Raw genomic sequence first — 25,585 nt, 5'->3', positions numbered from 1 at the left:
TATTTTTAGGACTGGAAAAATGGAAGAAGCAGTTTTGTTGGACGGGATCCGCACCCCTTTCGGAAATTTCGGCGGAACATTAAAAGATGTAAGCGCAGTGGATTTAGGAGTATTAGTTTCTAAATCCTTGCTGGAAAGAACAGGAGTAAATCCTTCCGATATAGGTGAGTCTATTTTCGGGAACGTGGTACCTACCGGTAAAGAAGCTATCTATCTAGCGAGACATATCGGACTCAAAACCGGATTACCGATCACAGTTCCGGCTTTGACCTTAAATAGACTTTGCGGTTCCGGAATGGAAGCTATCATCCAAGCAGCTAAAAAAATCTACTTGGGAGAATCGGAAGCGGTTCTTGCAGGTGGATCCGAATCCATGAGCAATGCGCCTTACGTTGTGCGTAACGCAAGATGGGGAGTTAAATACGGTTCTACAGAATTCGAAGATTCATTAGAACAAGGATTAACCGACCAATATGTCGGCCTCATCATGGGAGCTACTGCGGAAAATCTTGCAGACCAATACAAGATCAGCAGAGCAGAACAAGACGAATGGGCAGGTATCTCTCAAACCAGAGCAGAAAAAGCTACTGTAGAAGGTAGACTAAAAGAAGAAATCCTTCCTGTGACTGTTGGTGGAAAAAAACCGGTTACATTAGAAAAAGATGAATTTATCAAAGGTGCAGCTTCTATCGAAAAACTTGCAGGACTAAGACCGGCTTTTAGAGAAGGTGGAACAGTTACTGCAGGAAACGCATCCGGCCTAAATGACGGAGCTGCTGCAACTATCATTACTTCTGCTTCTTATGCTAAGAAAATCGGCAAAAAACCTTTGGCGATCATCAGAGGATACGGACATGCGGGATGTGATCCTGCAAAAATGGGAATCGGACCTGCGTTAGCAATTCCTATCGCTCTTAAAAAAGCAGGCTTGAAACTTTCCGATATGAGCCTTGTAGAAGTGAACGAAGCGTTTGCAGCTCAGTATCTCGCAGTTCAAAAAGAATTGGGCTTAAATCCTGAAATTACAAACGTAAACGGTGGAGCAGTTGCAATCGGACATCCGCTCGGAGCAAGTGGCGCGAGAGTGACCATCACATTAGCTTACGAACTTAGAAGAAGAAAGGCAAAATACGGAGTCGCTTCTCTATGTATTGGCGGTGGCCAAGGGATAGCTCTCATCCTGGAAAACCCGGAAGTTTAATAAAAAAGACTAGGTCCCGCTTGGTTTGCAGGACCTAGTCCAGTTCTCACTTCCCTAGTTTACGCTTTTATAATCTATTTTCCAATTCGAATGCTTCTGCCAAAAGTTCGTAAGAACGAACCCTGTCTTTAAAGTCATAAGTGATCGTAGAAACCACTACTTCATCAATCCCATATTCCCCGGTCAGATCTAAAATCCTTTTTTTAACCGTATCAGGAGTTCCTACAATCATTCTCCCTCGATTATGTAATAATCTGACTCTTTCCATATCTGAATACACGTACGGTTTAATTTCTTCGTAAGAAAGTATACCCTCGCTAATTCCTTTTTCAATATTTAAAAGTTGTCTGTCCATTACGGCTTGCAGTTCTTCTGCCTTCTCTTTTGTATCCGCGCATAATACGAATATTCCCACGCTTGCATGAGGAATTGGAAGAGCTTCGGAAGGTTGAAATCTTTCTTTGTAAGCCTGGATACTCGCATATCCTCCGGTTGGATTAATGAACTGAGCAAAAGATAGAGCCATTCCAAAATGAGCTGCAATCAAAGCGCTTTCTCCGCTGGAAGTTAAAATCCAAAGTTCAGGACAGGTTTCTGCAACTGGGATCGCTTTTACCTTCTCCTGAATAGAATCAGGTTCCGCGTTGTCCGTCAAGAAGTCTCGCAGGTCCATCAATTGTTGGATAAAATCATTTTGAACAAAACTATTGGAAGGATTCAATATAGCTGCTGTTAGTCGATCCCCACCGGGAGCCCTGCCGAGTCCCAGATCTATTCTTCCTGGAAATAAAGTCTCGAGCATCCTAAAATTTTCGGCCACCTTAAGCGAGCTATGATTCGGAAGCATAATCCCGCCGGAACCCATACGAATTCCTTTTGTTTCACCGGCAAGATGCGAGATCAATACCTCAGGAGAAGATCCTGCCAATCCCAGAATATTATGATGTTCCGAAACCCAATACCTATGATACCCAAGCCTATCAGTAAGTTTCGCAAGTTCGATCGTCTCCTGGACCGCCTGGCTCGCGGTCCCACCTTTACGAATTGGAGACTGATCTAAAACGCTTAATCGGATCATATTAGAATGCAGACTTAACCACTCCACCATCCACGCGAAGTGCGGCACCATTTGTTGCGGAAGAAAGTGGAGAAGAAAGATAAACAGCGAGATTTGCTACTTCTTCCACTGTTGCGAATCTTTGTAGAAGAGAAGTTGGTCTTGCGTTTTTGAAAAATTCTTTTTCTACGGTTGAAGTGGAGACGTTTTGTTGTTTAGCAAGATCTTCCAGAAATCCTTCTACACCTTCGGAACGAGTCGGCCCCGGTAGAATAGAATTCACAGTCACATTGGTTCCCTTTGTAAGTTCCGCAATTCCCCTGCCTAAAGAGATCTGGGCACTTTTTGTAACTCCATAATGGATCATTTCATTCGGGATCTGTATCCCGGACTCGCTGGATATAAATAAGATCCTTCCCCAATTCTTTTTAAGCATAGAAGGTAAATAAGCTCTGGAAAGTCTGACTCCGCTAAGAACATTCACTTCGAAAAACCGGATCCAATCTTCGTCCGGGATATCTACAAAATCTTTAGGCTCGAAAATCCCGACATTATTCACAAGAATATCTACATTAGGAAACTTTGATGCGATTTTGTTTACTTCTTCCTTACTGGAAAAATCCGCTTCTACACCTAGAAGATTTGCTTTAGGGAACTTTTTCTGAATTATAGAGATTGCCTCTTCTACTCTTGCCTTGGTCCTACCATTTATTATGACCTGTGCTCCTTCTGCCGCCAGGCCTGTGGCGATTGCAAGTCCGATCCCTGCGGTTGATCCTGTAACTAATGCGGTTTTATCTTTGAGTTGGGTATCCATGTATTGTTTTCCATTACTTAGACGAAGCTAACGTAAGACTAGGCAAAAACGGTTTCAGTCCGTGATTGGGCTTAGGTCGGCTTCTAATTAAATCTTAGGATTTGCAGTAAGATATTTTACAGCAATTTTCGGGTTGTGCTAAATTCAAAAAATCTTTTATACTTAGGCAAAGAATGATCCTCAGTAAAGAAATCCAAACCCCTTTAGGAATACTTCTCGCGGGTGCCGTAGAAGAAGGTATCTGCCTGTTGGAATTCACCGAAAAAGAGAGGTTGGACCTCCAACTCACTCGGCTCAAAAAAGTTTTCGGCGAGGATATCCAACCCGGCAAAAGTAAGTTTTTCCCTCAGTTAGAAGAACAACTTCAGGAATACTTCCAAGGTAAAAGAAAGGACTTCGATATTCCCCTTGTGGTCTTAGGCACTAACTTTCAGAAAAAAGCCTGGGAGGCACTACATTCGGTAATTTATGGAAAAACAAATTCTTATGAGGCCCAGGCAATCCGGATCGGAGATAAAAACGCAGTCCGTGCAGTGGCAAAAGCAAATGGAGAAAATCGGATCGCGATCTTGATCCCATGCCATAGGATCGTTGGCAAAAGTGGAGATCTAACCGGATATGGTGGCGGACTTTGGAGAAAAAAGTTCCTGCTTGAGTTAGAGCAAAAGTTCTCCGATTCTCCTACCTTACCTTTTTTCCGAGGTGAATAACAGAAGTTATACTTCCAGGAAAAGTAACACCTTCGAAAGGGGACCAACCACTTTTACTTTTTATATCTTCTTTTTTGAATGTAGTCGGAGTTTGAAAATCTAAAACAGTAAAACTTCCGCAATAACCTTCTTCGATCTTTCCAAAACCTTTTCCGTATTCTTTAGGTAAAAACTCCGCCACAAAATCTCCGGGATTCTCCGCACAGATCTCCGAAATTTTTTCCAAAGAGATCCCTGCCGTTTTATGTAACCAAGTCACAAACAAAGAATACGTATCTAGTTGAGAAATTCCGGATGTACCTTTTAGTTTTTCTTCGATAGAATGTGGGGCATGATCAGTTGCTAAAAAATCGATCCAACCTTCTTTGACACCTTGGAGCAAGGCGTGTTTATCTTCAGGTCCTCTTAAAGGTGGATTCATTTGGAACCAATGACGGTTTTCATCCGTGAGCATGGTTCTATCGAAATATAAATGAGTCGGAGTCACTTCACATTTTACTTTGACCCCTCTCTTACGAGCATCTATGATTTTTTTCAGACCTTCTTCCGTAGAATAATGGCATAACTTTCCGACTAATTCGTATTTTTCGATCAGATAGAGTGCAAAGTCTGTAGCTAAAGTTTCCGCAATAGCGGGCCTTCTATCCTCATGATAGGTTTCGTTCTGGCTTTTTTCTAAAATTTCAGGATCTTCGCAATGAAAACTAATATTACAACCTTTGTAATGACGAATCGTTTCTTCTAATTGTTCATTAGAATAAAAGAATAATTCTCCAATAGAAGGACCCATGAATGCCTTGTAAGGAACATGAGCTTTTAAAGGTTTTGTATGAGGACCTATACCTGCATATAAAGTAATTCGGACAGGAGAATGATCAGCGAGTTCCCTCTTTTTGGAATAGGTAATATCGTCGGTAGGAGGGATCGGATTATTAGGCATATCCGCAATATGGATCACACCTCCATTAATCGCAGCATTTCCAGCGGATAAAAAATCTTCTTTGTATTTATGTTTTCCGGATTCATCCTCTCTTGCATGCACATGAATATCACCGAAACCTGAAAAGATCGTAAATTTGTCCGGGTCAAATTCCAGTTCTTCTTCATTAGAAGATTGTAATACTTTATCTTTCTGGATGGAAAGTATAAGGCCTGTTTTCGGATCCAACTCCACTGTCCCTATAAAAGATCCTTTGGAGTTTTGGAATTTTCCCGAAATTTTTCGGATTTGAGGAGCCATTAGCCCAGTTTATCTCAGGCGCCTTTTTTTTCTATCGCATTCAAAAGTTTCGTAACTGCAGCGGAAGGTCCCTGTTCCTTACGAATTTGAACCGCAAGATCCCTGGCCTCATCCAAGCGATTTGTATGATAATACATATCCGCAAGATGTAGGTTGTTCTGAGTATGGTTCTCGGAAATTGCTCTCAGCTCCTCCGACAGACGGATGGCTTCTTGGATATCGCCCATTTTTTTAGCACAATAAGAGAGTATAAAAAGCATCTCAGGATCTTTCACAATCCCCATCTCTCTCAATTCTTGAGCTGCCATATATGCGGTTCGATAATCCTTAATCTTCAACCCGAGTTTTAAAATTAATTTAGAACGAACCGGATGTGAGTCTTGGCTTCCTTGTAGGTCTGTGAGGAATTTTCTTAATTCTGAAACTGAACTCGTCTTTTTGATCCGATCAGAAATTTCTTTCCAAGAAGAAATCCCTCCGCCAGATCTAGGCGCAGTTTCATTCCGACTAAAAAAAGAATAGCCGGAATCTTCTTCGGTTCGAATAGACTGGATCATTCTATTAAATTGATCCGCTAAACTTCCGATCTCATCCCAAGCTTCCGGATGTAATTCTCTTTGTAGATCTCCTTCGGTAGCAAGTTCCAACGCGGAATATAATCTATCCAAAGGATGGATCACAAAAAATGAGAAAAACGAATTGATCGCTATGGAAAAAAGAAGAAGGCAAACTAAAAATGCGAGGACCGGTTTTTTCAGTAATCCGGTCTCGAAAGCCAAGAACTCCTGGTAAGGAATTCCAATCTCTTTCATTTGGGTTTTACCCGGAGATTTTTGGATTATGGAATAATAATATTCCCCCATCGCAAGTCCAGGGATCCTTCTGAAACGAGGCTCTCCTTCCGGAACTAGTTCCCTCATTTGGTCCAATGTAAAATTGCGTAAAGCCTCCCCTTCTGCAGAAGAGTTTTTAACGGAGCCGGAGAGTATTTTTAAAAATAATGCAAACTTCTCCTCTTTGCCATCGGGAGAGATCTGTTCCAAAATCCCTTCGCGGATATCCTTAGGAGGAAGATTCCTGATCTTTTTACGGACCTTCTCCAAAGATTTGGAGAAGTTAATTAAATTTTCAGAATATTTCTCCGAACCTTTCAAAGACTCGGCAACTTTTGCATAAGAAGGGAATTCTTTATTCAAAGCGGAAGGATTATTCCAAACAAAAGAAAGTATCAGGTCCCTTTTAGATTCTGCGAAAAAAGAAGTCTCCAATCCCCCTGATGTTGTTAGAACAAATCCGTCATTGTCTTGTACGGAAAGTAAATAAGAATCAGGAGATAGATCTTGTGCCTTTAATCTTTCTTTAACTGTTTCATTAAAAGATTCTAATCCAGGCTGTAAAAACAACCAGCTACTTCCTTGGAATACGAATAATACTAATAATACGATCCCGAGTAAAATCGGAGATCTAAGGCTGAAAGCTTCTCCGGAGGCCCTTAAATGGATCAGCCACGCTAAAAATAATGCAGTCAGAAAAATCGGGTTCCAAAAGGAAAGTCCGATGGCTCTGTCCAAAGGATAAGCGATCTCTTTTAGATGAAAAAGTATCGTAGTTCCAAGAAGAAGTAAAAAAGGAACCCAAAGAGAAAGAGCCATTAGTTGAATATCCGATCTATGAGCTTGAAAACCTCTCCAAACTCCGAACAACAATATTATGGAAACATAAATAACTCCGAACCAAAAGATCACTCTTTCGTCCGCTCTATGGATTACGTCGTAGACTCCTCCGCCAAAATCATAAACAGGTTTGGCAAATATTGTTCCCACTATATGTAAGACCAATATACTTAATGCCAGAAAATATCCGGCACCTAATAGGATCCTTCCTGTCTTCTCGGAGGCTTGTGAATTCAGCAGGAAAAAGTATAAGCATAGATGGGCGCAGAGTAAAAACGCGGAAGGAAGCGAAAGCCATCTATGCAAAAAAGAAAGAGGATGAAAAAAAGAAGTCCCGAGCAAAAATGAAAGCTCGAGTAACGCGCAATATAAGAATACCCAGCCTAAATGTAAGGTTGTTTCATATTTTTCCTTTCTAATTAGAAGAAAAAAAGCGCAGAGCCCGGAAAGAAGAAATCCGGTAAGATAACTGACGCTGGAAAAAGTTAAAACAACCATGATGGATCAAAGCATCATTTCACACAGATAACTGCGAATTTGTTTGTGCTGGGACTTGGAGAAAAATCCCCGCTGCCTAAGTTTACGGTCATATAATCCCCTTTGTCTCCTGCAGCACTTGTGGACCAAAATAATCCGATTGTTTTGATCTTTTTATCCGCTCTTTTAGAGAATGTCTTAAGCTCTTCCTTGTCCGGAAGTCTCTTTCTTCTGGAGGAACAATAACGAACTGCATCTTCCCAGGCTACAGGAGATCCAGCTTCTTCATCCCAACCATGTTTTCCATAAACGGGAGTTTTATCTAAATATTCCTGAACTATAAAATATCCGAAAAATACGATCAATGCGACTGCGAGAAATCCGATCACTTTTACGAGAGTTCCTGAACTTCCTCCGGATTGATGAGGAGCCTTCATTGGAAGTTCTTTCATCGTTTCTGAAATTTTAGTAGCTACAGTATGTTGCTGCTGACGATTCGGGCGACCATGCTCCGGTCTTTTTTTCTGCTGATGGCCGCGGTTTCCTCCGCCTGGATGTTTGTGGGAAGATTCTTGTTTTTTATTCCCGGAAGTTTTGCGGGGAGGCTTACGACGGTTCGCCATAAAGTGGGTTATCCTTTCAGTCGATGGATTTGGACCTATTTATTCTAAAAGGTCCTAAACGAATTTTAAAATCGTCTGTAAAAGAATCTCTACCAAGACTAGCTCATTTAGTAAAGAAAAAACCGCCAGGCGGAAAGGAAAGCCCCTACACATACTTAAAAAAGGTCGAATGTTTCCAGTATAGCCGAAAGGATTGTCCCAGAATGCAGACGATTCGAATCGGATTAATTGGCGCAGGCACTGTCGGCTCAGGAGTTCTTAAAATTCTTTCGGAAGAATCCGCAAGATTCGAAAAAGAATACGGTATCTCCCTAAATGTACATACTATTTGTACTAGAACTCCCTCAAAAATCGCCCCTATTTCGAAATTATTTTCTAAAGTAAAAATAACAGACGATTACAAACAAGTGGTGGGAAACCCCGAAATCGATACAATCATCGAACTTGTAGGAGGTACAACAATCTCCGAAGAGATCGTATTGGGTGCCTTACAATCCAAACAGACCGTAATCACCGCTAATAAAGCACTCCTTTCCGAGAAAGGAGAGATCATTTATAGAACTGCAGAAGAAAACCAAACAGAAATCGGATTCGAAGCTTCCGTCGGAGGTTCTATTCCGATCATCCGAGCCATACGAAATTGTTTGGCGGGCGATAAGGTTTTAGGACTTTACGGGATCTTAAATGGAACAACTAACTTCATTCTTTCCAAAATGGAAACGGAAGGTTTAGACTATAAAGAAGCTCTCAAACTTGCTCAGGAAAAGGGATTTGCAGAAGCGGATCCAAGCTTCGATGTAGAAGGTATAGATACCGCGCATAAGATCAGCATTTTAGGATCCCTGGCCTTCGGAGAAAAAATACCCTTACAGAACATAGTTGTAGAAGGTATAACAAAGATTACACGATTAGATATAGCATTCGCTTCTGATCTTGGCTATAGGATCAAGTTACTCGGCCTTGTAAGAAAATTAGATGGCAAAGTAGAAGCAAGGGTCCAACCTGTAATGATCCCAAAACACCATGCATTCGCAAGCGTGATGAATGAGACAAATGCAGTGTATTATAAGACTGCATTTGCCGGTCCGGGTCTGATCGTAGGAAAAGGTGCAGGCGCATTGCCTACCGCTTCCGCAGTGGTTTCCGATCTGATCTATTACAGCTCAAGACGGGGCAAAAATCTTCCGATGGAAAAGAACAGATTTCCAAAAGCTTCCATATCGGAAGCTAACCAAACAGAGGCTAGATATTATCTGAGATTTAATACCTTGGACCAACCAGGGGTTTTGGCGGAAATTGCAAAAGATTTGGGAACAAACGGAGTATCTATTTCTTCTGTTCGCCAAAACGAATCTGAAAAGGAACCTGCAGAAGTAGTCGTGGTCACACATCCGTGTGTCGAAGCTTCCATTTCTGCGTCTTTAGGAAGGATAGATGCTTCCGAAGTGGTATTAGAACCCTCGGTCGCAATCCGCTTGGAAGACAAATTGTAAAGTATGAACGAATTCCCCTGCACATTATCCTTACATGAAGGATTCGGGGATTCACATTTGGATTTATTTTTGGATATTGACGGAAATTCTCGTCTAATCACCTTCGGAACAGTCGCTTCTTATTGGGATTTGCTCCAAAGTGGATCGAAAATAACTTTTCAAAGAAAGAATGATCACAGAAGGATCTATCTGGACTTAGAAGGCGAAATCGAAGAGAAGGGACGACTTAGGATACTTTACCGTGGATCCGCCAAAACGGATTCTAAACCGGAAGAAGTCTCCGGATGGACGGAATTGACAGCCACCATCATAGACGGAACAATGATGTTTTAACGCGGATCGGGATAAAATGGCAAAAACGGAATTCGAAGGCCTTTACATAGAAACTAAAAGAGACTCCGTCGGAGACAAAGAAGTTTTAGTCGTCATCATGAACGGAAAAGTGACGAATTCGAACGCTTTCGAAATTTCCAGAAAGATCAATTTCGTTTTCGACGAAGGGATCTACGAGATCATCTTAGATCTTTCTTCTTTGGAATATATCAATAGTGTTGGAGTTGCGACTCTTCTAACCTTGATCAAAACTGTAGACCAGCATAACGGAAAGATAGTGATCGGCGGATTGAATCACTTTTTAGAGAATGTGATCCGATTGATGGAATTACCTAAAAAAGTGGCGATCTATCATACTCTGGACGAAGCCAAAGCAGTCTTTAAATAATCTTATCTAATACTCTCTTGTTTAGAAAGAATATCCAAATATTCTAAAATACCTTTAGCAATGGTCTCCTTAGAAGCGGGACCAATCTCTTTTTTAGAACCTTCTTTTCCGAAAATAATCACGCTAGTATCCAAATCTCCAAAACCTTTGGAGTCCTTGCCTACGTAATTCCCTACGATAAAATCCAGATTTTTCTTCCTGAGTTTACCGAGCGCATTTTGATCCAATAGATCCGTTTCTGCGGAGAAGCCTATACGAAGCACATCTTTCAGATTTTCTGCTTCGATCTTTTCATGAACGGAAACAAGTATGTCCGGATTTTTGATCAGCTCCAGAACTAAGGTGTCGCTGCCTTCTTCTTTTTTGATCTTGGATTCGTTTGCATTTTTAGGACGAAAATCTGCGGGAGCAGCGGCCATTATTAGAATGGAAGAAGAATCCATTTCTTTCAGAACCGCGTCTCTCATTTCCAGAGTGGTTTCTACCTTTACAACTCTTGCACCCTTAGGATCGGAATATTTTGGCTCGGTTAACCCGCGAATATAAACTACATCTTTTACTAAGTGTGCCGCTTCTTCTGCCAAACAATATCCCATTTTTCCGGAAGACGCATTAGAAATAAAACGTACAGGATCGATCCACTCTCTAGTGGGTCCTGAGCTTATTATAATTTTTGAATATTTAGCCAAGATCAAACATCTTATTTAGAAGTTTTCAGATACAATTCCAGAATTTTTTTTTGCATTACCGGAACGTCAGCCAGTTTGCCGTAACCTTCGTCACCGCAGACCACTACTCCTTCCTGAGGATCTAGAATAATTACTCCGTCTTCTTTCAAACGTGCGAGATTCCTTTGAGTAGCCGGATGAGTGAACATATTCGGATTCATTGCAGGAGCGACCAACACAGGACATTTCGCAGCAAGATAGGTAGAAGTTACAAGATCGTCGGCAATTCCATTAGCCATTTTTGCGATAAGATTTGCCGTAGCAGGAACAACCGCTATCACAGCTGCACGATTTCTCGCATCGATATGCGCCATTCCCTGCTCATATTCGTCTACCTGGACTTTTTTGCCAGTAAGAGCCTCGAATGTGATCGGACCTATAAACTTGGTGGCATTCTGGGTCATGATCACGGAAACAGGATAACCTTCTTTGGTAAGATTACGCACCAGTTCACATGCCCTAAAGGCCGCGATACTTCCGCTGACTGCGATTAGAATATCCTTTTTATCCATAGTACAGATCCAAAACCGATCTATTAGATTTACAACTTAAATCGCAAAGGAAGAAGGAGCGGAAAGCCTTGTAAAACGGACGGTCATTATCTTGTTTCCGTCCATTTTTTCTACGGTCAGTTTACCTACAGGGATCGCGACTTCAGTTCCTTCCTTAGGCATATCCTCTAACTTCTCTAAAATAAAACCTGCAATTGTGCGGATATCGTTTAGCTCTTCTTCTTCGATACCTGTTAGGATCTCTTTTAATTCGTCTAACTCGGTTTCTCCATCTATGTCGAATGCATCCGGAGAATGTGATGGAACGGCGTCCGTTTCATGATCGTCAGTCTCGTCCCGAATTTCACCGAAAACTTCTTCTACTATGTCTTCCATAGTAAGTAGTCCGGAAACTCCGCCATACTCGTCGATCACGATCGCCATATGTTGTTTTGCGACCCGCAATTTCTGAAGCACCTTCTCTATCGACATACCTTCCGGAACCACGATAGGGGGCTGCATGATTGTAGTGACTTTTGCTTTCTTATTTCGTTTAGATTCGGAAAGCCAAGCTAAGAAAGCCTGAACGTGAATGATACCTACTATATTATCGGTAGTCCCGTCATACACAGGATATCTGGAAAAATGATGTTCCGCGATAATAGAAAGAACTCCATCCATCTGGCTGTCCGCAGGGATTCCCACAATGCTCAAACGATGAGTCATCACATCCTTCGCCAAATGTTCGGAGAACTGGAAAGTATTTTGGATGATCTGAAATTCTTCCTGATCAATATTTCCCTGTTTATTCTGCTCCTGGATCAAGATCATCAATTCTTCCGGAGAATGAATGATACGATGAGAATCTTCCTTAAACCCGATCATCTTGAGCATAAAAGATGTGAGCCCATTTAAGAAAAACGTAATAGGGAAGAATAAATAATAAAAAAAGAATATAGGAGCACTTGTCACCAAGGCCAAGGTTTCCGTCTTCTGGATCGCTACCGTTTTAGGAAGAAGTTCTCCCAAAAGAATATGCAAAAACGTGATCAGCGCAAATGAGATCGCTACCGCAACACCATGAACAGTTAAGTCCGAATCAGGATAACCTGCGTAATGAAAAATAGGTTCTATCCAACTGGATAGATAACCTTCTCCCACCCAACCTAAGAGTAAGCTTGCGATTGTGATCCCAACCTGACATACCGAGAGCATATCGTTCAACATGCTGGCTGCTTTTTTTGTAAGTGCAGCCATAGGCCTGCCGTCTCTGATCAATTCTTCCAAACGAGAAGGCCTGATCGAGACTAGAGCAAATTCTGCAGATACAAAAAATCCGTTCGCAAAAATAAGAAGAAGTATTACTAAAAATCCAATCACGTCCATTAACGACAAAATCTTTCGAATGTCAGATTTAGGCGGATTGCTAGATCGAAAGAATAAAACAAGGTGGGAAAAATATGGCTTTTGTCCGGAAAAATCCGGCTTCTACTATCGGGGTCCATCTATCTGTGATACCATCCCTGAAAAACGGTGCATTGTCGAGTGTTTTGAAGGTGAAAAAATGAAAATTTCCCCTTTTACCGAGCGAAGTTTAACTAGGTTATTCTGCGTTTCGGACCATTTTGAGGACTCTGGAATTCAGGTTCGGGTCCCCATTTTCATTCGCAAGTCTTTCTAATAAATTTATGTCGGATTCAGACTCAGGATTCCAGTATTTAACAAAATAAAGGCGAGAAGTTCCTACGGATAACCAGAATCTTGCCCAATCCAAGAAGTCCTCGGACTTATCTCCCCAGCCTGAACCGCTAAGTGAATCCTTTGTAAATGCGATCCTATCCGGCAAATTCCTGAAATCTAATCTACGTTTTGCCTTTCTGAAAGAAATAGAATCGGACCCGCATGACCATTCATAATCCCTAAGACCGTTAGGAGATTTAGAAGTCACCTTCATATTCCAAACAAGCAGAGCAGACTTACCTTGGAGCAATTTGGATCCATCGTAATATTGTAATGGAAAGGATTGCCACCCTAGATGGCCATCCCCTTCCGGAAGATTTTTAGGGAAAAGATTCTCACAAGCAGGACCGAATACTTTTTTAGCGGAATCCGACTCGTCCCTTTTATCAAAACGAAGGAATAACTTAATTTCAGAATCAGGGAATTCTTTTCTCAGATATTCCGCTGCTTCGACCCCGGGAGAATTCAGATAAATCTGGACTTTATCCTTTTTAGAAAAGGACTCCATGGTACTTCTAAAAGCTGACTGAGCAGTATAGCTGGTAGGATTATCCGTATTCAACTCTCTTGATTCCAGCTCGGAAGAATCTCCGTCTTTATGAAATAGAAATACTCTCTTATCCTTCACAAAAACTGCGATCAATGGATGAGTTAACTTTTTGAAATTTGCATTTTTAAGAGGATCCGATTCTTCTCTAATGCGGGCAGATTCCTTGGTTCTCATTTCAGACCAAGCAGATTTCCAAGGTTCTCTTCCAGGAGGATAAAACCCTTTATATCTAGAAATTCTATTATGAGTTTTAAGGATCGCGAGATCGGGAGGAGAATCCTCTTCCTGAAGTTCCGAATTTTCCTCATAATGGATCATAAAAGATAGAAGATCATTTGTATAACCATGTCTGGTATAAAAATCGATAGCGGAATTCTCTAAACTTTTGCTTCCGAAAGAAGGAGGAAGATAATTTTTGATCTCAAAAGTTTTATCATCCGTATGACCGGATGCGGAAATTTTAAGAGCCTGGTCTAAGAAACTTTTTACTCCTCTTAGATTAGAGGATTCTTTATGAGAAAGGAATAATCCATTCAATCGGATCCATTCTTCTTTATATGAAGGATCTTCTTTTAGGATCCCGCCTGCTTTAGTGAATTCTATGATAGCTTTTCTAAGATTATTCGTTTTTAATTGCAAGAATCCATGGAGTAATGTAGCGGAATATTCTACTCTTCTCCACCCTTTACTTTGAGCAAGAAAGCTTAAGTCCATCGCAAGTTTGGAAGCAACTTCCGGTTCATCTTCCGAGAGTATTTGAATAATTCTTAATTTAGTAAATAGATCGTCTTCCGTCAGATTTTTAGGAGTGCTAACCGACTGAAGAGCGTCCACTGCTTTGTGAGAATTTTTAGATTTCCAAACTGCAACGGACACTAAATCACGAGCGCTATTGATCGGGATAGGTTCCCCTAAAAATGGATGAAGTATCTTAGTGGACCAATGTAAAAAATCCAAATTCAAATAATATTCTAAAGCTCTTGCAGGCTCACCTTGCAGATAAGCGAGAGTTCCTAACTTTAGATATAATGAATTCTTATAAGCGGGAGCCATCTCCCCTTGTCTTTCTATAATATACTTTAAAACTTTTTCGGCAGAATTAGGATCTCCATCTACCAAATAGTAATACGCCAATTTTTCGTAAGAATGAGAAAGCATTCTCCCGCCTAAATTTTCGGAAACAATCCCTATTTTAGAAAATTGGATCGCATCTCTGGCAAATCCTAACTCCGAAAGATAATCCGCAATATTAGGAAGAAAATTAGATAAAAAAGGAATATGTTTTAGTTCCTTCTCCTCTGGATCAGTAACTCCAGGAAAAGGAGAAAGTATTCTTTGTAGATTTGTATATTCCCTATCATGATTCGGATCCGAAAGTTTGAAATCCGCCATATAACTTCCGAGACGAAGCATCCTACAAAGTGAATAATATTGTTTTTTAGGGGAACATTTGATCTTATCTGCAGGCTTTTTATGAAGAAGAACGTTACGTGCGGATTCCACCAATTCTTTTTGATATGTGTCCCCCGCAGGAGGATTCCAAACTTTTAGGAAATTTTCCCCATTCGTCTTTTTGGAGAAGTAGATATCCTGGAAATAAAGCAGAAGAACTTCTGCGAAGCCCAGATCTTTTTCCTTTCGGATAGAATTGATCAGATTGGAAAATTTTCCCGAATCCTTGTTTAGAAGTAAATACTCTCCCGCTAAAAGTGCATATTCCGATTTTTGGACCGCATTCAGACCTTCCGGAAAGGAATTAAAATCCGTTTCTTTGGTCAGGACGTTTTTGCCATCCATCAAAAGATAAAAATTACCAGGCGAGCCTGTCCAACCGTAGTCATTACGGCTCTGAGCGGAGAGAGATGTACAAAAAGAACAGAATGAAATTAATAAAAACGGAATATACCTGAAAATTAGGCTAATAAAGCCTATATTACGAATATTTAAAATTGCATTTTGCAAGGGAATCGATCGCGATTTAAGAGCGGTTTATAGACCTTCTCTTTTTAAGTCCCGGCCCATTAAATCTCTAACAACCTCCTTCGGATTCTTATGCTCGTAAAGCATTTTATACACCTCGGTGGTGATGGCCATTTCGATACCTAATTTCTGGGATAATTCAAATCCACTTTTGGCAGTTTTTACCCCTTCTGCAACTTCGACCATGCCGCCTAAAATAGAATCCAGACTTTCTCCCTTTCCCAATCTAAAACCGACCGTCCTGTTTCTGGAAGCATCTCCGCAACAAGTTAAGATCAAATCTCCCATTCCGGAAGGTCCTAAGAATGTAAGAGGATCTGCCCCCAATTTGACTCCTAGTCTGGAAATTTCGGTTAGTCCTCTGGTGATCAAAGCGGCTCTAGTATTCTGACCGAATCCTAATCCGTCGGAAACTCCTGCTGCAATTGCGATCACATTCTTCAAAGAACCGCCAACCTCTACTCCGACCACATCCGGAGTCCAATAGGTCCTAAAATAAGTGAAACTGAATATTTCCTGCACCTTTCTTGCGGTCGCTTCATTCTTAGATGCGATACTCACTATCGTAGGTACACGTTTGACCAACTCTTTTGCAAAACTAGGTCCGGAAAGATAAGACAATCTGCTATGAAATTTACCTGGAAGTTCCGCTTCAAAAATTTCGGAAACCAATCTAAGACTTCCGTTCTCTATTCCTTTACTTGCGGAAACGATAGGAGCCTTTTCAGGCAGAAAAGATTTAATCTCTTTTAGAATATCTGTGATTGCGTGAGAAGGAGGAGCAGAAACGATCATGTCCTTGTCGCGGACGGCTTCTTCTAAACTTGTACTTCCTTTTAAATTTTTAGGAAGATCTATGCCTGGTAGATATTTTTCATTCCGATGGTTCTCATTAATCTCTTGGATTAATCCGGAGTTCCTTCCCCAAATGGTAACATCATAACCTTTGTCCGCAAGCAACACACCTAAAGAAGACCCAAAACTTCCAGATCCGATAACGCCGATTTGCATGAGATACCCTTTCCCCGACTAACCCTAAGGAGTGATGATCCTGACCTGGAAAGCCTAAACGGCAAGAAAAAAAAGCGGGGAAAAAGGAAGGTCATTCCATTCTTATTTTGGTATAAAACAGAAATGAAGTTTACCGAGCAAATCCGGAGGATTAATTTTGTTCTTCCATGCTCGATTTGCGGAAACTTTCGGGATTCAATCTTTTAGATTTTCTCACGGGAAAAAATTCCTTCGAAGAAAAAGCCTTAAAGAGCAATTACAGGATCGCCGTTCTACTTCATTCTTTGAATAAGGTTCTGCAAAAAAAAGTGGTAGAAGGAACGGAAGATCTGGAGTCCCTAGTGATGGATTCCGGTCGGGGTGTTTTATACCTTTCCGGACATTATTCCATCCAAGGACTTGCCTGGTCCAAAATTTTAAGAACGAATCATATCAGATACAAACTCTCCTTACGACCTGTAAAGGTGGATGGAAACAGAGTTGTGTTCAGGATAGAAGCGTTTAGACTCTATGATCATAACCCAAGGTCCATAGATCCGATACGGATTTTTTCCAAAGTTTTCAAATTCCATAGAAAATTAATATTAGAAGAGATAGTCGAAGAAATTCCGGAAATACTATCCCTTACGGATATAGGAAACGAGATCAGAGTAGATCTGAATTATTTTTTAGCGGAAATTCCGGAAGTAGCTGGAGCAGTTTCAGTCCAAAAGGTAATCCCCGAAAAAGGAAACGTATTCTTATTCGTGCGCTCCAATACGATTTTAAAACCATTATTGGATTTTTTTGGTCCGGATTATCTAAGAATAGAACCGATTTCGGAGAACGAAGACAGCATGCTGATGTTGTGGAGGGATTAGAAAGATTGGACATTATCGTGGGTTTTTCAAGAATAAGTATAGAAAGGGTCGAACGGCTTCAAGTCGTTTAACATAAAATTAGGATAAGTCCAAATGAGGATCATTTACCTCACCGATATCCACGACGGACTCAGAGGATTGAAAGAAGTCCTTCTAGGAACCGAATGCGACTTGTACCTTTTCTCCGGCGACATCATCTACAAAGCCTTTTTTAACCCAGAACGTATCATCGAATTTGTAACACTCCAAGAAGACATGTATCGTATCATGGATGATATCAAAGAAGAGATCAATCCTTACGATTATGCAACCAGAGCAGTACGTTTTCCGGAGAAGTACCAACCAAACGTGGTAGAAAAATCCCACGATTACAGACGGTTATTCCACCAAGCCGCAAAAACGATGAAGGAAAAATACGAACTCATCGAGATCATCATCCAAAAATACGCAAAAGCTCCTGTCTGGTTATTGCCGGGAAATTATGATATAGATCTTCAATACTCCGCGTTATACGAAAGAGACCTGCATAGAAAAACCTTCGATATGGGAGGATTAAAATTTGCAGGTTATGGTGGAGCTCCTGTAATCACCTCGGGGATTCCAGAAAAGTTAGCCGTAAAATTCCACGAGTATAATCGTAACGGGAAAAATTACAGCGAACCGGAAGATTTCTTCAAAGAAGAAAATCCGGATGTAGTTGTGATCCATAATCCTGCGTACGGATTTTTAGATAAGATCCCTAGTTTTGGAAATGTAGGTTCCCAAGGGATCAGAAGATATTTAGATGATTATTCTCCTGCCTTAGTTGTCTCAGGTCATGTTCACGAAGACCAAGGGATCATAAAAAAAGGAAAAACAGTGTTTTTGAATCCTTCTAATTTCGGACCAGTTGATTCAGTCTTCGGATTTCAACCTGGAGGCTTCTTCTCTGAAATAGAAATAGAAAACAATCTTGTAAAAAATGTAAAACTGAATAGACTATCGGATCACTCAATTCGCCATCTTTTAGAAGTCGATTGCTCAGGAGACAAGTTAGAGCTTGTCCATGCAAGTAGCGACTCGGAAGTTCCGGCGGAAGATTTTATCCGATAGTTATGACTCTTCCCAAACTAAGTTCAAACTCCAATATTATAAAATTTTTAGGTCTAAAAAAATTTTTCAGATCTCACGAGACAGGAGTCTCCAGGGAAAGAATAGAAGATTTCAAAAAATTTAATAAACTTATCAACTATGGAGGAGACGAGGTAGCATTCGATATCTTGGGTTCCTTAAATTTTGGACAGGCCACAACTGATTCCGACACGGATATAGTGATGTATACCAGATGTGAAGAAGGTAGAATGGGAGAATGTGGACTTGAAAATTGTTATAAAATTGCACTTTTCAAACATATGTTCCTGAACCTGGTTACCTTCGAACATAATTCTCAAGCTTATAAACTGGAAATCGTAGATTGTATCAACCTGAACCAATTAGAAAAAGATATAAAAGATAAGAATGCCGACTCTGCATTGCTCATCCGTTTTTGTTTTTACAGATCCATTTGTAGAGGAGTGAATCGTAGGCTTCTCCATAAATACGAAAACATGATCTCTGAAAATCTTCCTCTTTGGGAAAAAATTTCAGAATCGTTGGAAGAATGTTTTGAAGGAATTATTAAATCTTCCCAGCACACCTATTCTTTTCATAAATACGCAGGAAGATTAGCTGATAAGGGAATTAAATTGCCCGGCTCCATGGCGGAGAAAATAAAGGATTATTTAAAACAATGATCACCTTTCTTACCTTAGTTGCTTGTTTAGCAGCCGCTGCTATCTTCTTCCATGTTTTATATACGGTAGATACAAAACGTTTGGATAAAAAGGATTCCAAACGACCTAAAGACAATGATTACGGAAATCCAAGAAAGGTTTACGGTGGGAATTGGGATCCGAATGTTCCCCGCCCCAGACTTTGTCCTGTATGTGGTCGGTTTTTGGCTAAGAATGAATACTTATACGCAGTTCTTTTTGAACCTGCAACTCCAGGAGCAAAACGACAAGCGCGGATTTATGGTTGCCGCTACTGTTACCTAGGATTGGATGATTCAAGTTCGGCTCCGGAGGAGATGGTGCAAAATTCTCCTCAACCGAAACCAGTCCAGGATGAAGAACTCGGTCTCTGATAAAAAAAAATCTGATATTTCCCTAAGCAGCTCCATCGGAGTCGTCAAAGGTGTCGGCCTAAAAAAGTTGGAAGTTTTGGAATCCGTAGGGATCAAAACTATCCAAGATCTTTTAGGATGGTTTCCGCGTAGATATTTAGATCGGAACTTAACGGAAAATATCCTTCTCAAACAAGGAGAATCTGTTACCTTAATTTTAGAAGTAATCGATTCTTATCTGGCTCACGGAAAAAAATCCAGACTTGTAGTTTCCGCAAAAACAAAAAACAACGAACCGATCAGTTTAGTTTTCTTCAGAGGGATCCAATTTTTCCGCAGGGTTTTTCAACCGGGAATCCTAGTAGCTGTGACCGGCAAACTGGAATATTTTAGAGGATTCCAACTCATGCATCCTGACTATGAGGTTCTATCTTATGGTGGGAATTCCGACATTTCTGAAGATGATCTTCCGGAAAGTATTCATACAGGGCGGATCATTCCGCTTTATCCTACAACGGAAGCAATGAGAGATGAACATCTCAATTCCAGAGAACTTCGTAAATTAATCCATTTTGCATTAAAACTTTTAGAAGGTAGAATTCAGGAAATTCTACCGGCACAAGTAGTTCAAAAAAGAAATCTGATGGATCGTGCCCAAGCTTATAATGAGATCCATTTTCCTACAGAAGACGAACAATTAGGAAGAGCAAGGACCAGATTCAAATACGAAGAATTATATTATTTCAATCTTCTGATAGAATACAAACGTTCTCAAAGAGCAAAAGTACCTAGAATTTTATGGCCTCTTCCTGAATCTAAAACCGCAAAGGATCTGATCAAAAATCTACCTTTCGAGTTAACTCCGGACCAAAAAGAAAGCCTCGCAAAAATTTCAGAATGGACCAAGTCGGATACTCCAGCTGCGATCCTATTACAAGGGGATGTTGGTTCCGGAAAAACCTTGGTAGCACTCCTAACTGCACTAAAATACACAGACAATCAGGTCCAGGTCTGCATGGTGGCCCCTACTGAAATTTTAGCCAGACAACATTATCAAACTGTAATGAATTTTTTAGGAAATATGCCTTTCCTTAGAATAGAACTTTTAGTAGGAAAAGAGCCTAAAAAAAACAGAGCAGAAAAAATATTCAGGATCAAAACGGGAGAATCATTATTTATCATAGGGACTCATAGTGTTTTCCAGGAAGATGTGGTCTTCAAAGATCTGGGACTTGCAATCATAGACGAACAACATAAATTCGGAGTGGAACAAAGAGAAACATTAAGAGCCAAAGGAAAAAACCCTGATATTCTCGCAATGACAGCTACTCCAATTCCGAGAACACTTTGTCTTACTTTATACGGTGACTTGGAATTAGTGACCTTAAAAAATCGTCCAGCCGGTAGAATCCCTATCAAAACATTATGGTTCACTGAAGGAAAAAGATCCGGAGTATATAAATCCATACAAAAGTACGTCTCCCAAGGAAGGCAATGTTATATAGTTTATCCATTGGTAGAAGAATCCGAAAAATCGGATCTTAAATCCTGTATAGAAGCATACGAAACATTAAGAAAAGATGTTTTTCCAGAATTCAAAGTAGGGCTTCTCCACGGAAAAATGGAAACTTCCGAAAAAGATAGGATCATGAAATTATTCCAACAAAATGAGATCCAAATCTTAGTCAGTACTACCGTGATAGAAGTAGGAGTAGATGTCCCGAATGCCTCCGTAATGGTCATAGAACATTCGGATAGATTCGGGATCTCACAACTTCACCAGCTAAGAGGACGTGTAGGTCGGGGAAAACACGAGAGCTTTTGTATCTTAATTTCGGACTCCAAAATTACGGAAGAAGCAAGATATCGCATCCAAGCCTTGGTAGATTCTGATGATGGCTTCTTCTTGTCCGAGGCTGACCTGAAATTGAGAGGCCCTGGAGAACTTTTAGGCGTAAGACAAAGTGGATTACCGGACTTTAAGATCGCTGACTTAAGAGAAGATAGTCAATGGATCGAGATCTCTAGAGAAGATGCAAATCAATTTGGGAATTTGGGAGATCTGGAAAAATCGGAAATCGTTTCTAGATTTTCGGAAGGCGCTTTATTGTTTTCTAATTGAGTGGAAGAGTTTTCGGCCGACTTACAATTTTCAGTCGGCCGAAAATCGATGATCTAAAGAACGGATCAGTAGATAAATGGAATGATCGTTGCTCTAGGGTTTAAGTCGCAAGTAAAACCACCTAAATCCACAGTGATCAAGTTGATAATTAATGCTTCGTTCGCACAATCGTCAACATCAGCTTTGTTATAGTATTTATCTTCTTCTACTTTTGCTAATTGAGGAGCAAGAATAGAAAGAACTTCGAAACCGCCCACTGCGGATCCAATAACTGCACTTGTCAGAATGATACTTTTTGCTTCCTTTCCATCTACGGTGTCTGGATAAGACAGACCAATTGCATCAAATAAAACGCAATTAAACGTTAGGAACAGGGGCAGAAGAAGAGTGATGATTTTTTTCATCCAGGGTTCTCCCAATTTGTTTTTTACAAAAAATTTCCAATTAGAGCTTAACTTCAACCGAATTTCGAAAGTAAAGCAATACAAATTTCCGGATTTCAAGGCCCGAGTTTGTCATAAAGTCCCGGAAATTTCTGTAGTAGCATTTGTGTCTTAAACAAATCAGGGCTACTAGAAAATCCCTTTTCCCCAAGTTGCCTAAGAAGAATATGGAATTATGCCGTTCCTATTCCGATGTTTAGTACTTGTTCTGATTTTTGGTATCTTCTCTTTATCTTCACAAACAACAGAAGAAACCTACCAAGGTGTCTCGGAAACTGCTTACCTGATCGGAGATTTCCCTAAGGAGAAAGCACTCGTTTCTTTTACAAATCCAGGAGATCCAAGACAATTTTTTCTAAGAAAAGAAACCAAGGCTGCATTTATAAAATTAAAAGAAGAATATAAAAAGGACCATCCGCAAGAAAGACAAGAGCCTTTTTTGATTTCAGCACATAGATCTTTTGCGGACCAAAAATCAATTTGGGAAGATAAATATTCCGGAAAAAAGAAGATGAGAGAACCCGTAAAAGACAAAACTCCTTCTCAGATCATTTCCTTAATTTTAGAATTTTCCAGCGCACCAGGCACTTCTCGCCACCATTGGGGAACAGACATTGATATTAATGCTCTGGAAAACTCCTATTTTGAAAAAGGAGGAAGAGGTGAAACATTCTATAATTGGATGAGGAAAAATGCTCACAGATTTGGATTCTGCCAGCCTTATTCTCCCAAATCGGAAAGAGCCGGAAAAGGTTATAATGAAGAGAAATGGCATTGGTCTTATGCTCCTCTTTCTAATAAATTCCAAAGAGCTTGGGCGGATGCTTATAAAAAGGGAAAATTAAATTTTAAAGGAAAATTCCAGGGATCGGATTTTTTGGGAGATCTTCCCCTGGAATATGTTACTTCTATCAATCCGGAATGTGCAAGGATAGATTAAGATAAAGTCGTGTTGGAGGTCCAACACGCTAAACTTTCGATTATCTGTGGTTCATTACACCACGATCACTATTCCTGAAGAACTTAATGATCTGTAGAACTTCAGGAGGATGACCCGATTCCTTCTCCAATTGATCCAATGCTGTTCTATAATTCAGTCCTGAATGATAGATTACTTTGTATGCATTCTTGATCGCAGCTCTTGTTTCAGGAGAAAATCCACCTCTTTTCAAACCGACAGTATTTAAACCAATGATCGTACAAGGGTTTCCGTCAGCAGTTGCAAAAGGAGGAACGTCCTGAACAACTTTAGAACAACCTGCAACCATTGCATAGTCGCCCACAAAACAAAATTGGTGAACTGCAACTAAACCGGAAATAAATGCCTTATTACCTACAGTAACATGTCCTGCCAAAACAAGACCATGAGTTAGAATATTATCATCTCCTAAAATACAATCATGACCTACATGGACACTTCCCATCATATAGTTCCTGTTTCCGATAATAGTAGGAGAATCTACCTTAGTTCCTCTGTGAATATTGGAGTATTCCTTAAAAGTATTATTATCTCCGATGATCGTTTTGCTAGCAGTGTTTGGATCGAAGCCCAAATCCTGAGGATTTACTCCGATCACTGCTCCATGATGGACTTTGTTAAATTTACCAAATTTAGTGCCTGCGAAAATTCGGGCTCCGGTCTCGATCACGGTCCCTTCGCCGATTACCACATCTTTCTCTATAATTGTATACGCACCGACTTCGACGGACTCGTGTAGTTCCGCTTTCGAATCGACGATGGCTGTTGGGTGAATTTTCATTAAGTTTCGCCTCTTAAATCTTCCATAATACGAAAATCGACGTGGATTTTTTATTCAAGCTATAAATAATTGGGGTCGGTAAACGGTCCGGGGCTTCGTCGAATTTGGGAAGCCGCATACATTTACCAAACGCGGTTCGGGTAGGAGAATTCTATGTTAGTGGATTGGTCTCGTCTGGATTCCCTAAAACAAGGCGATGATGAAGATGATATTATTTGGCTGGAAGAAATGGTACGTTCTTTACGCAAGAACATGAACAGCCGTTTAGAAAATATCAAAAGTTTCACTGAAGAAAAGAAAAGCGTAGAACTCCAAGCAGAATTACACCAGACAAAAGGTGTCGCAGCAAATTTTGGGCTCGCAGCAGTTCAGAAGAATGTTACGGAGGCTGAGCTGAAATTGAAGGAAGGAAACTTAGAAGCTTGTTTAGCTCTTTGTCAGGAACTTCCGAGTCTTTGGGAGCAAACCAAAAAAGAATTAGCTCCCAAATTTCCGGAATAAGTTAGAACTCTCTGACTTATTTTTTCCCTTTACGTTCCAAAAAATAAGAATCTACCTTATCTGTAAGAGGTTTAATTTTTTCCTCATAGGTTAAAATAGCTTCTACCGTTTTTTCGTATAAAGACATGAGAAGCGCTTGAGCCGCATCACACATTTGCTCTTTACGGAATTCTTCTACATGTAAGGTCTCAGTAATGGAACCATCCGGGTTAAACGGAAGAGAAGCCAGTAAGTTCGAAACTACAATCTTATCATCACCGGCAACATGGCTTGGATCAAAGATCACAGGAAGAATTGTTTGGTTCTTAGCGTGAGTGATCACATTCAAGTCCGGAGTATTACGGCAATATCCTTCCTTAATGAAAAGAGTTTTCACTCCTCTTTCACAAAGAACTATATTCAAATTTCCTTGATTAGCAATATATTCTGCAGCGGAAAACCATTCGATAGCTTCGTTACCGAAACCTCTTTTTAAGATCACTGGTTTGCCTGTGCGACCCACAGCTTCTAAAAGTTCGAAGTCTTGAGCGTTTCTTGTACCGATCTGGATCATGTCCGCATGTTTGGAAACTTCTTCCGCCATGGTATGATCCATAACCTCGGTTACGTACGGAAGTCCGGTTTCTTCTTTTACTCTATCGAGTAATTTGATACCGTCCCAACCCATTCCTCTCCAATCAGTCGGACGAGTTCTAGGTTTGAATGCTCCACCTCTAAAGATGATACGATCTAAGATCCCGAATTTTTTACCGATCTCTACCGCTTGTTTCGCGATAGTAACGGTTTGCTCATAAGTTTGAGGAGAATCCGGCCCAACTAGGAAGATATGTTTTCCTGTTCCGAACTTACGAACGAGTCCATCTTTTCCATGAACTTCTACAATTCGGTTTTCACGATGGACTACTTCTCCGTTTTTGCCGGCAGCTGTACGGGCGATATTTTTATAAGGCAATGATACGTTCCAAATTCTAGTCACACCAGGAAGTTCTTTTACATAACCTTCCTTGTCGGAGATCTTACGGGTATCCCCGATAAAATGAATGGTATCGGATACAACCGCTCCGCGAATAATCTCGGTGGCGTTCCCACATTCGGATGCCAAAGCCTTTATTTTTGCTTCGGTTTCCGGATATCCCTTCTCCAGTTCGACTATGTCCACGTATCTTCCGTCCTATCTTTGTTCGATTTTACAATCGGGATTGATTCTCTCTCCAGCCTTTACTTCACACACGGAACGTCAAGAA

At 40.5% G+C, this 25,585-nt stretch carries 25 protein-coding genes; 12 read left to right on the top strand and 13 right to left on the bottom strand.

The genetic code is table 11. The features are described from left to right. Positions 1-19: 19 nt before the first annotated feature. A complete protein-coding gene (locus tag EHO58_RS03810; RefSeq protein ID WP_135627661.1) occupies positions 20-1,201 on the top strand; it encodes an acetyl-CoA C-acetyltransferase in 1,182 nt (393 codons plus the stop codon). Between the two features lie 67 nt (positions 1,202-1,268). Here EHO58_RS03810 and EHO58_RS03805 read toward each other — a convergent pair whose 3' ends face one another. Together EHO58_RS03805 and EHO58_RS03800 are read right to left on the bottom strand one after the other, a co-directional pair. Further along, positions 1,269-2,279: an LLM class flavin-dependent oxidoreductase gene (locus EHO58_RS03805; protein WP_135627662.1), complete on the bottom strand. Its 1,011-nt coding sequence runs from the start codon at positions 2,277-2,279 to the stop codon at positions 1,269-1,271. A 1-nt stretch (position 2,280) separates the two neighbouring features. Continuing rightward, positions 2,281-3,075, bottom strand: coding sequence for an SDR family NAD(P)-dependent oxidoreductase (locus EHO58_RS03800; RefSeq protein WP_135678688.1), 795 nt, complete (start codon positions 3,073-3,075; stop codon positions 2,281-2,283). 173 nt (positions 3,076-3,248) lie between these two features. On the opposite strand from EHO58_RS03800, the gene EHO58_RS03795 reads away from it, so the two are divergent. After that, positions 3,249-3,785 carry a methylated-DNA--[protein]-cysteine S-methyltransferase gene (locus EHO58_RS03795; RefSeq protein ID WP_135678686.1) on the top strand — a complete coding sequence of 179 codons (537 nt, stop codon included), beginning with the start codon at positions 3,249-3,251 and terminating at the stop codon, positions 3,783-3,785. Here EHO58_RS03795 and EHO58_RS03790 read toward each other — a convergent pair. Genes EHO58_RS03790 through EHO58_RS03780 form a run of 3 tightly spaced genes read right to left on the bottom strand, consistent with a single transcriptional unit; the run spans position 3,757 to position 7,798 of the window. Further along, positions 3,757-5,025 (bottom strand): amidohydrolase family protein, encoded by a 1,269-nt coding sequence (locus EHO58_RS03790; protein WP_135678684.1) that lies wholly within the window; start codon positions 5,023-5,025, stop codon positions 3,757-3,759. The two genes, EHO58_RS03795 and EHO58_RS03790, sit on opposite strands and share 29 nt — an antisense overlap. Positions 5,026-5,039: 14 nt before the next feature. After that, entirely contained in the window at positions 5,040-7,196 is a 2,157-nt protein-coding gene (locus EHO58_RS03785) for a tetratricopeptide repeat protein (RefSeq protein WP_135678682.1), read from the bottom strand. Between the two features lie 14 nt (positions 7,197-7,210). Further along, positions 7,211-7,798 carry an LIC_10572 family protein gene (locus tag EHO58_RS03780; RefSeq protein WP_135627667.1) on the bottom strand — a complete coding sequence of 196 codons (588 nt, stop codon included), beginning with the start codon at positions 7,796-7,798 and terminating at the stop codon, positions 7,211-7,213. A 203-nt stretch (positions 7,799-8,001) separates the two neighbouring features. Here EHO58_RS03780 and EHO58_RS03775 point away from each other — a divergent pair, with 203 nt between their 5' ends. The 3 genes from EHO58_RS03775 to EHO58_RS03765 are packed head-to-tail and all read left to right on the top strand — an operon-like array spanning position 8,002 to position 10,012. Continuing rightward, a complete protein-coding gene (locus EHO58_RS03775; protein WP_100722621.1) occupies positions 8,002-9,291 on the top strand; it encodes a homoserine dehydrogenase in 1,290 nt (429 codons plus the stop codon). A gap of 3 nt (positions 9,292-9,294) precedes the next feature. Then, complete coding sequence (locus EHO58_RS03770) at positions 9,295-9,624, top strand: hypothetical protein (RefSeq protein ID WP_135627668.1); 330 nt, start codon at positions 9,295-9,297, stop codon at positions 9,622-9,624. Between the two features lie 16 nt (positions 9,625-9,640). Beyond that, complete coding sequence (locus EHO58_RS03765) at positions 9,641-10,012, top strand: STAS domain-containing protein (protein ID WP_086447319.1); 372 nt, start codon at positions 9,641-9,643, stop codon at positions 10,010-10,012. Positions 10,013-10,014: 2 nt separating this feature from the next. Here the strand turns inward: EHO58_RS03765 and EHO58_RS03760 are convergent, their stop codons facing one another. The 5 genes from EHO58_RS03760 to EHO58_RS03740 form a co-directional block, all read right to left on the bottom strand. Next, positions 10,015-10,701, bottom strand: a complete 687-nt coding sequence (locus tag EHO58_RS03760; protein WP_135678680.1) for a phosphopantothenoylcysteine decarboxylase domain-containing protein — start codon at positions 10,699-10,701, stop codon at positions 10,015-10,017. A gap of 11 nt (positions 10,702-10,712) precedes the next feature. Beyond that, a complete protein-coding gene (locus EHO58_RS03755) occupies positions 10,713-11,252 on the bottom strand; it encodes a phosphopantothenoylcysteine decarboxylase (RefSeq protein ID WP_135627670.1) in 540 nt (179 codons plus the stop codon). A gap of 36 nt (positions 11,253-11,288) precedes the next feature. Further along, positions 11,289-12,617, bottom strand: a complete 1,329-nt coding sequence (locus EHO58_RS03750; RefSeq protein WP_135628460.1) for a hemolysin family protein — start codon at positions 12,615-12,617, stop codon at positions 11,289-11,291. A gap of 217 nt (positions 12,618-12,834) precedes the next feature. Continuing rightward, entirely contained in the window at positions 12,835-15,483 is a 2,649-nt protein-coding gene (locus EHO58_RS03745; RefSeq protein WP_135678678.1) for a tetratricopeptide repeat protein, read from the bottom strand. A gap of 27 nt (positions 15,484-15,510) precedes the next feature. Next, the gene (locus tag EHO58_RS03740; protein ID WP_135614349.1) at positions 15,511-16,512 is read right to left on the bottom strand and encodes an NAD(P)H-dependent glycerol-3-phosphate dehydrogenase; all 1,002 of its coding nucleotides are present in this window, start codon (positions 16,510-16,512) and stop codon (positions 15,511-15,513) included. A 167-nt stretch (positions 16,513-16,679) separates the two neighbouring features. Here EHO58_RS03740 and EHO58_RS03735 point away from each other — a divergent pair, with 167 nt between their 5' ends. The 5 genes from EHO58_RS03735 (at position 16,680) to recG (ending at position 21,637) form a co-directional block, all read left to right on the top strand. Beyond that, complete coding sequence (locus tag EHO58_RS03735) at positions 16,680-17,372, top strand: hypothetical protein (protein WP_135627672.1); 693 nt, start codon at positions 16,680-16,682, stop codon at positions 17,370-17,372. Between the two features lie 93 nt (positions 17,373-17,465). Beyond that, positions 17,466-18,464 carry a metallophosphoesterase family protein gene (locus EHO58_RS03730; RefSeq protein ID WP_135627673.1) on the top strand — a complete coding sequence of 333 codons (999 nt, stop codon included), beginning with the start codon at positions 17,466-17,468 and terminating at the stop codon, positions 18,462-18,464. A 2-nt stretch (positions 18,465-18,466) separates the two neighbouring features. Next, complete coding sequence (locus tag EHO58_RS03725) at positions 18,467-19,144, top strand: hypothetical protein (protein ID WP_135627674.1); 678 nt, start codon at positions 18,467-18,469, stop codon at positions 19,142-19,144. Continuing rightward, entirely contained in the window at positions 19,141-19,536 is a 396-nt protein-coding gene (locus tag EHO58_RS03720) for a hypothetical protein (RefSeq protein ID WP_135627675.1), read from the top strand. The genes EHO58_RS03725 and EHO58_RS03720 overlap by 4 nt, the downstream gene beginning before the upstream one ends. Further along, entirely contained in the window at positions 19,517-21,637 is a 2,121-nt protein-coding gene (recG, locus tag EHO58_RS03715; protein ID WP_135627676.1) for an ATP-dependent DNA helicase RecG, read from the top strand. Before EHO58_RS03720 ends, recG begins: the two co-directional genes overlap by 20 nt. A 65-nt stretch (positions 21,638-21,702) precedes the next feature. Here recG and EHO58_RS03710 read toward each other — a convergent pair whose 3' ends face one another. Then, positions 21,703-22,041 carry a TIGR04452 family lipoprotein gene (locus EHO58_RS03710; protein ID WP_135627677.1) on the bottom strand — a complete coding sequence of 113 codons (339 nt, stop codon included), beginning with the start codon at positions 22,039-22,041 and terminating at the stop codon, positions 21,703-21,705. Positions 22,042-22,255: 214 nt separating this feature from the next. Here EHO58_RS03710 and EHO58_RS03705 point away from each other — a divergent pair, with 214 nt between their 5' ends. Next, complete coding sequence (locus tag EHO58_RS03705) at positions 22,256-23,020, top strand: M15 family metallopeptidase (RefSeq protein ID WP_135678676.1); 765 nt, start codon at positions 22,256-22,258, stop codon at positions 23,018-23,020. A 40-nt stretch (positions 23,021-23,060) separates the two neighbouring features. Here the strand turns inward: EHO58_RS03705 and lpxA are convergent, their stop codons facing one another. Next, positions 23,061-23,840 carry an acyl-ACP--UDP-N-acetylglucosamine O-acyltransferase gene (lpxA, locus tag EHO58_RS03700; protein WP_135678674.1) on the bottom strand — a complete coding sequence of 260 codons (780 nt, stop codon included), beginning with the start codon at positions 23,838-23,840 and terminating at the stop codon, positions 23,061-23,063. A 153-nt stretch (positions 23,841-23,993) separates the two neighbouring features. Here lpxA and EHO58_RS03695 point away from each other — a divergent pair, with 153 nt between their 5' ends. Next, on the top strand, positions 23,994-24,341 hold the full coding sequence (locus tag EHO58_RS03695) for an Hpt domain-containing protein (RefSeq protein ID WP_135627680.1): 348 nt from the start codon (positions 23,994-23,996) through the stop codon (positions 24,339-24,341). 16 nt (positions 24,342-24,357) lie between these two features. Here the strand turns inward: EHO58_RS03695 and EHO58_RS03690 are convergent, their stop codons facing one another. Then, the gene (locus EHO58_RS03690; protein ID WP_100708092.1) at positions 24,358-25,500 is read right to left on the bottom strand and encodes an N-acetylneuraminate synthase family protein; all 1,143 of its coding nucleotides are present in this window, start codon (positions 25,498-25,500) and stop codon (positions 24,358-24,360) included. Between the last annotated feature and the right edge of the window lie 85 nt (positions 25,501-25,585).

Origin of the sequence: Leptospira selangorensis, from assembly GCF_004769405.1 — a bacterium.
Lineage (GTDB): Bacteria > Spirochaetota > Leptospiria > Leptospirales > Leptospiraceae > Leptospira_B > Leptospira_B selangorensis.
This window is presented reverse-complemented; position numbering and strand designations above follow the sequence as displayed.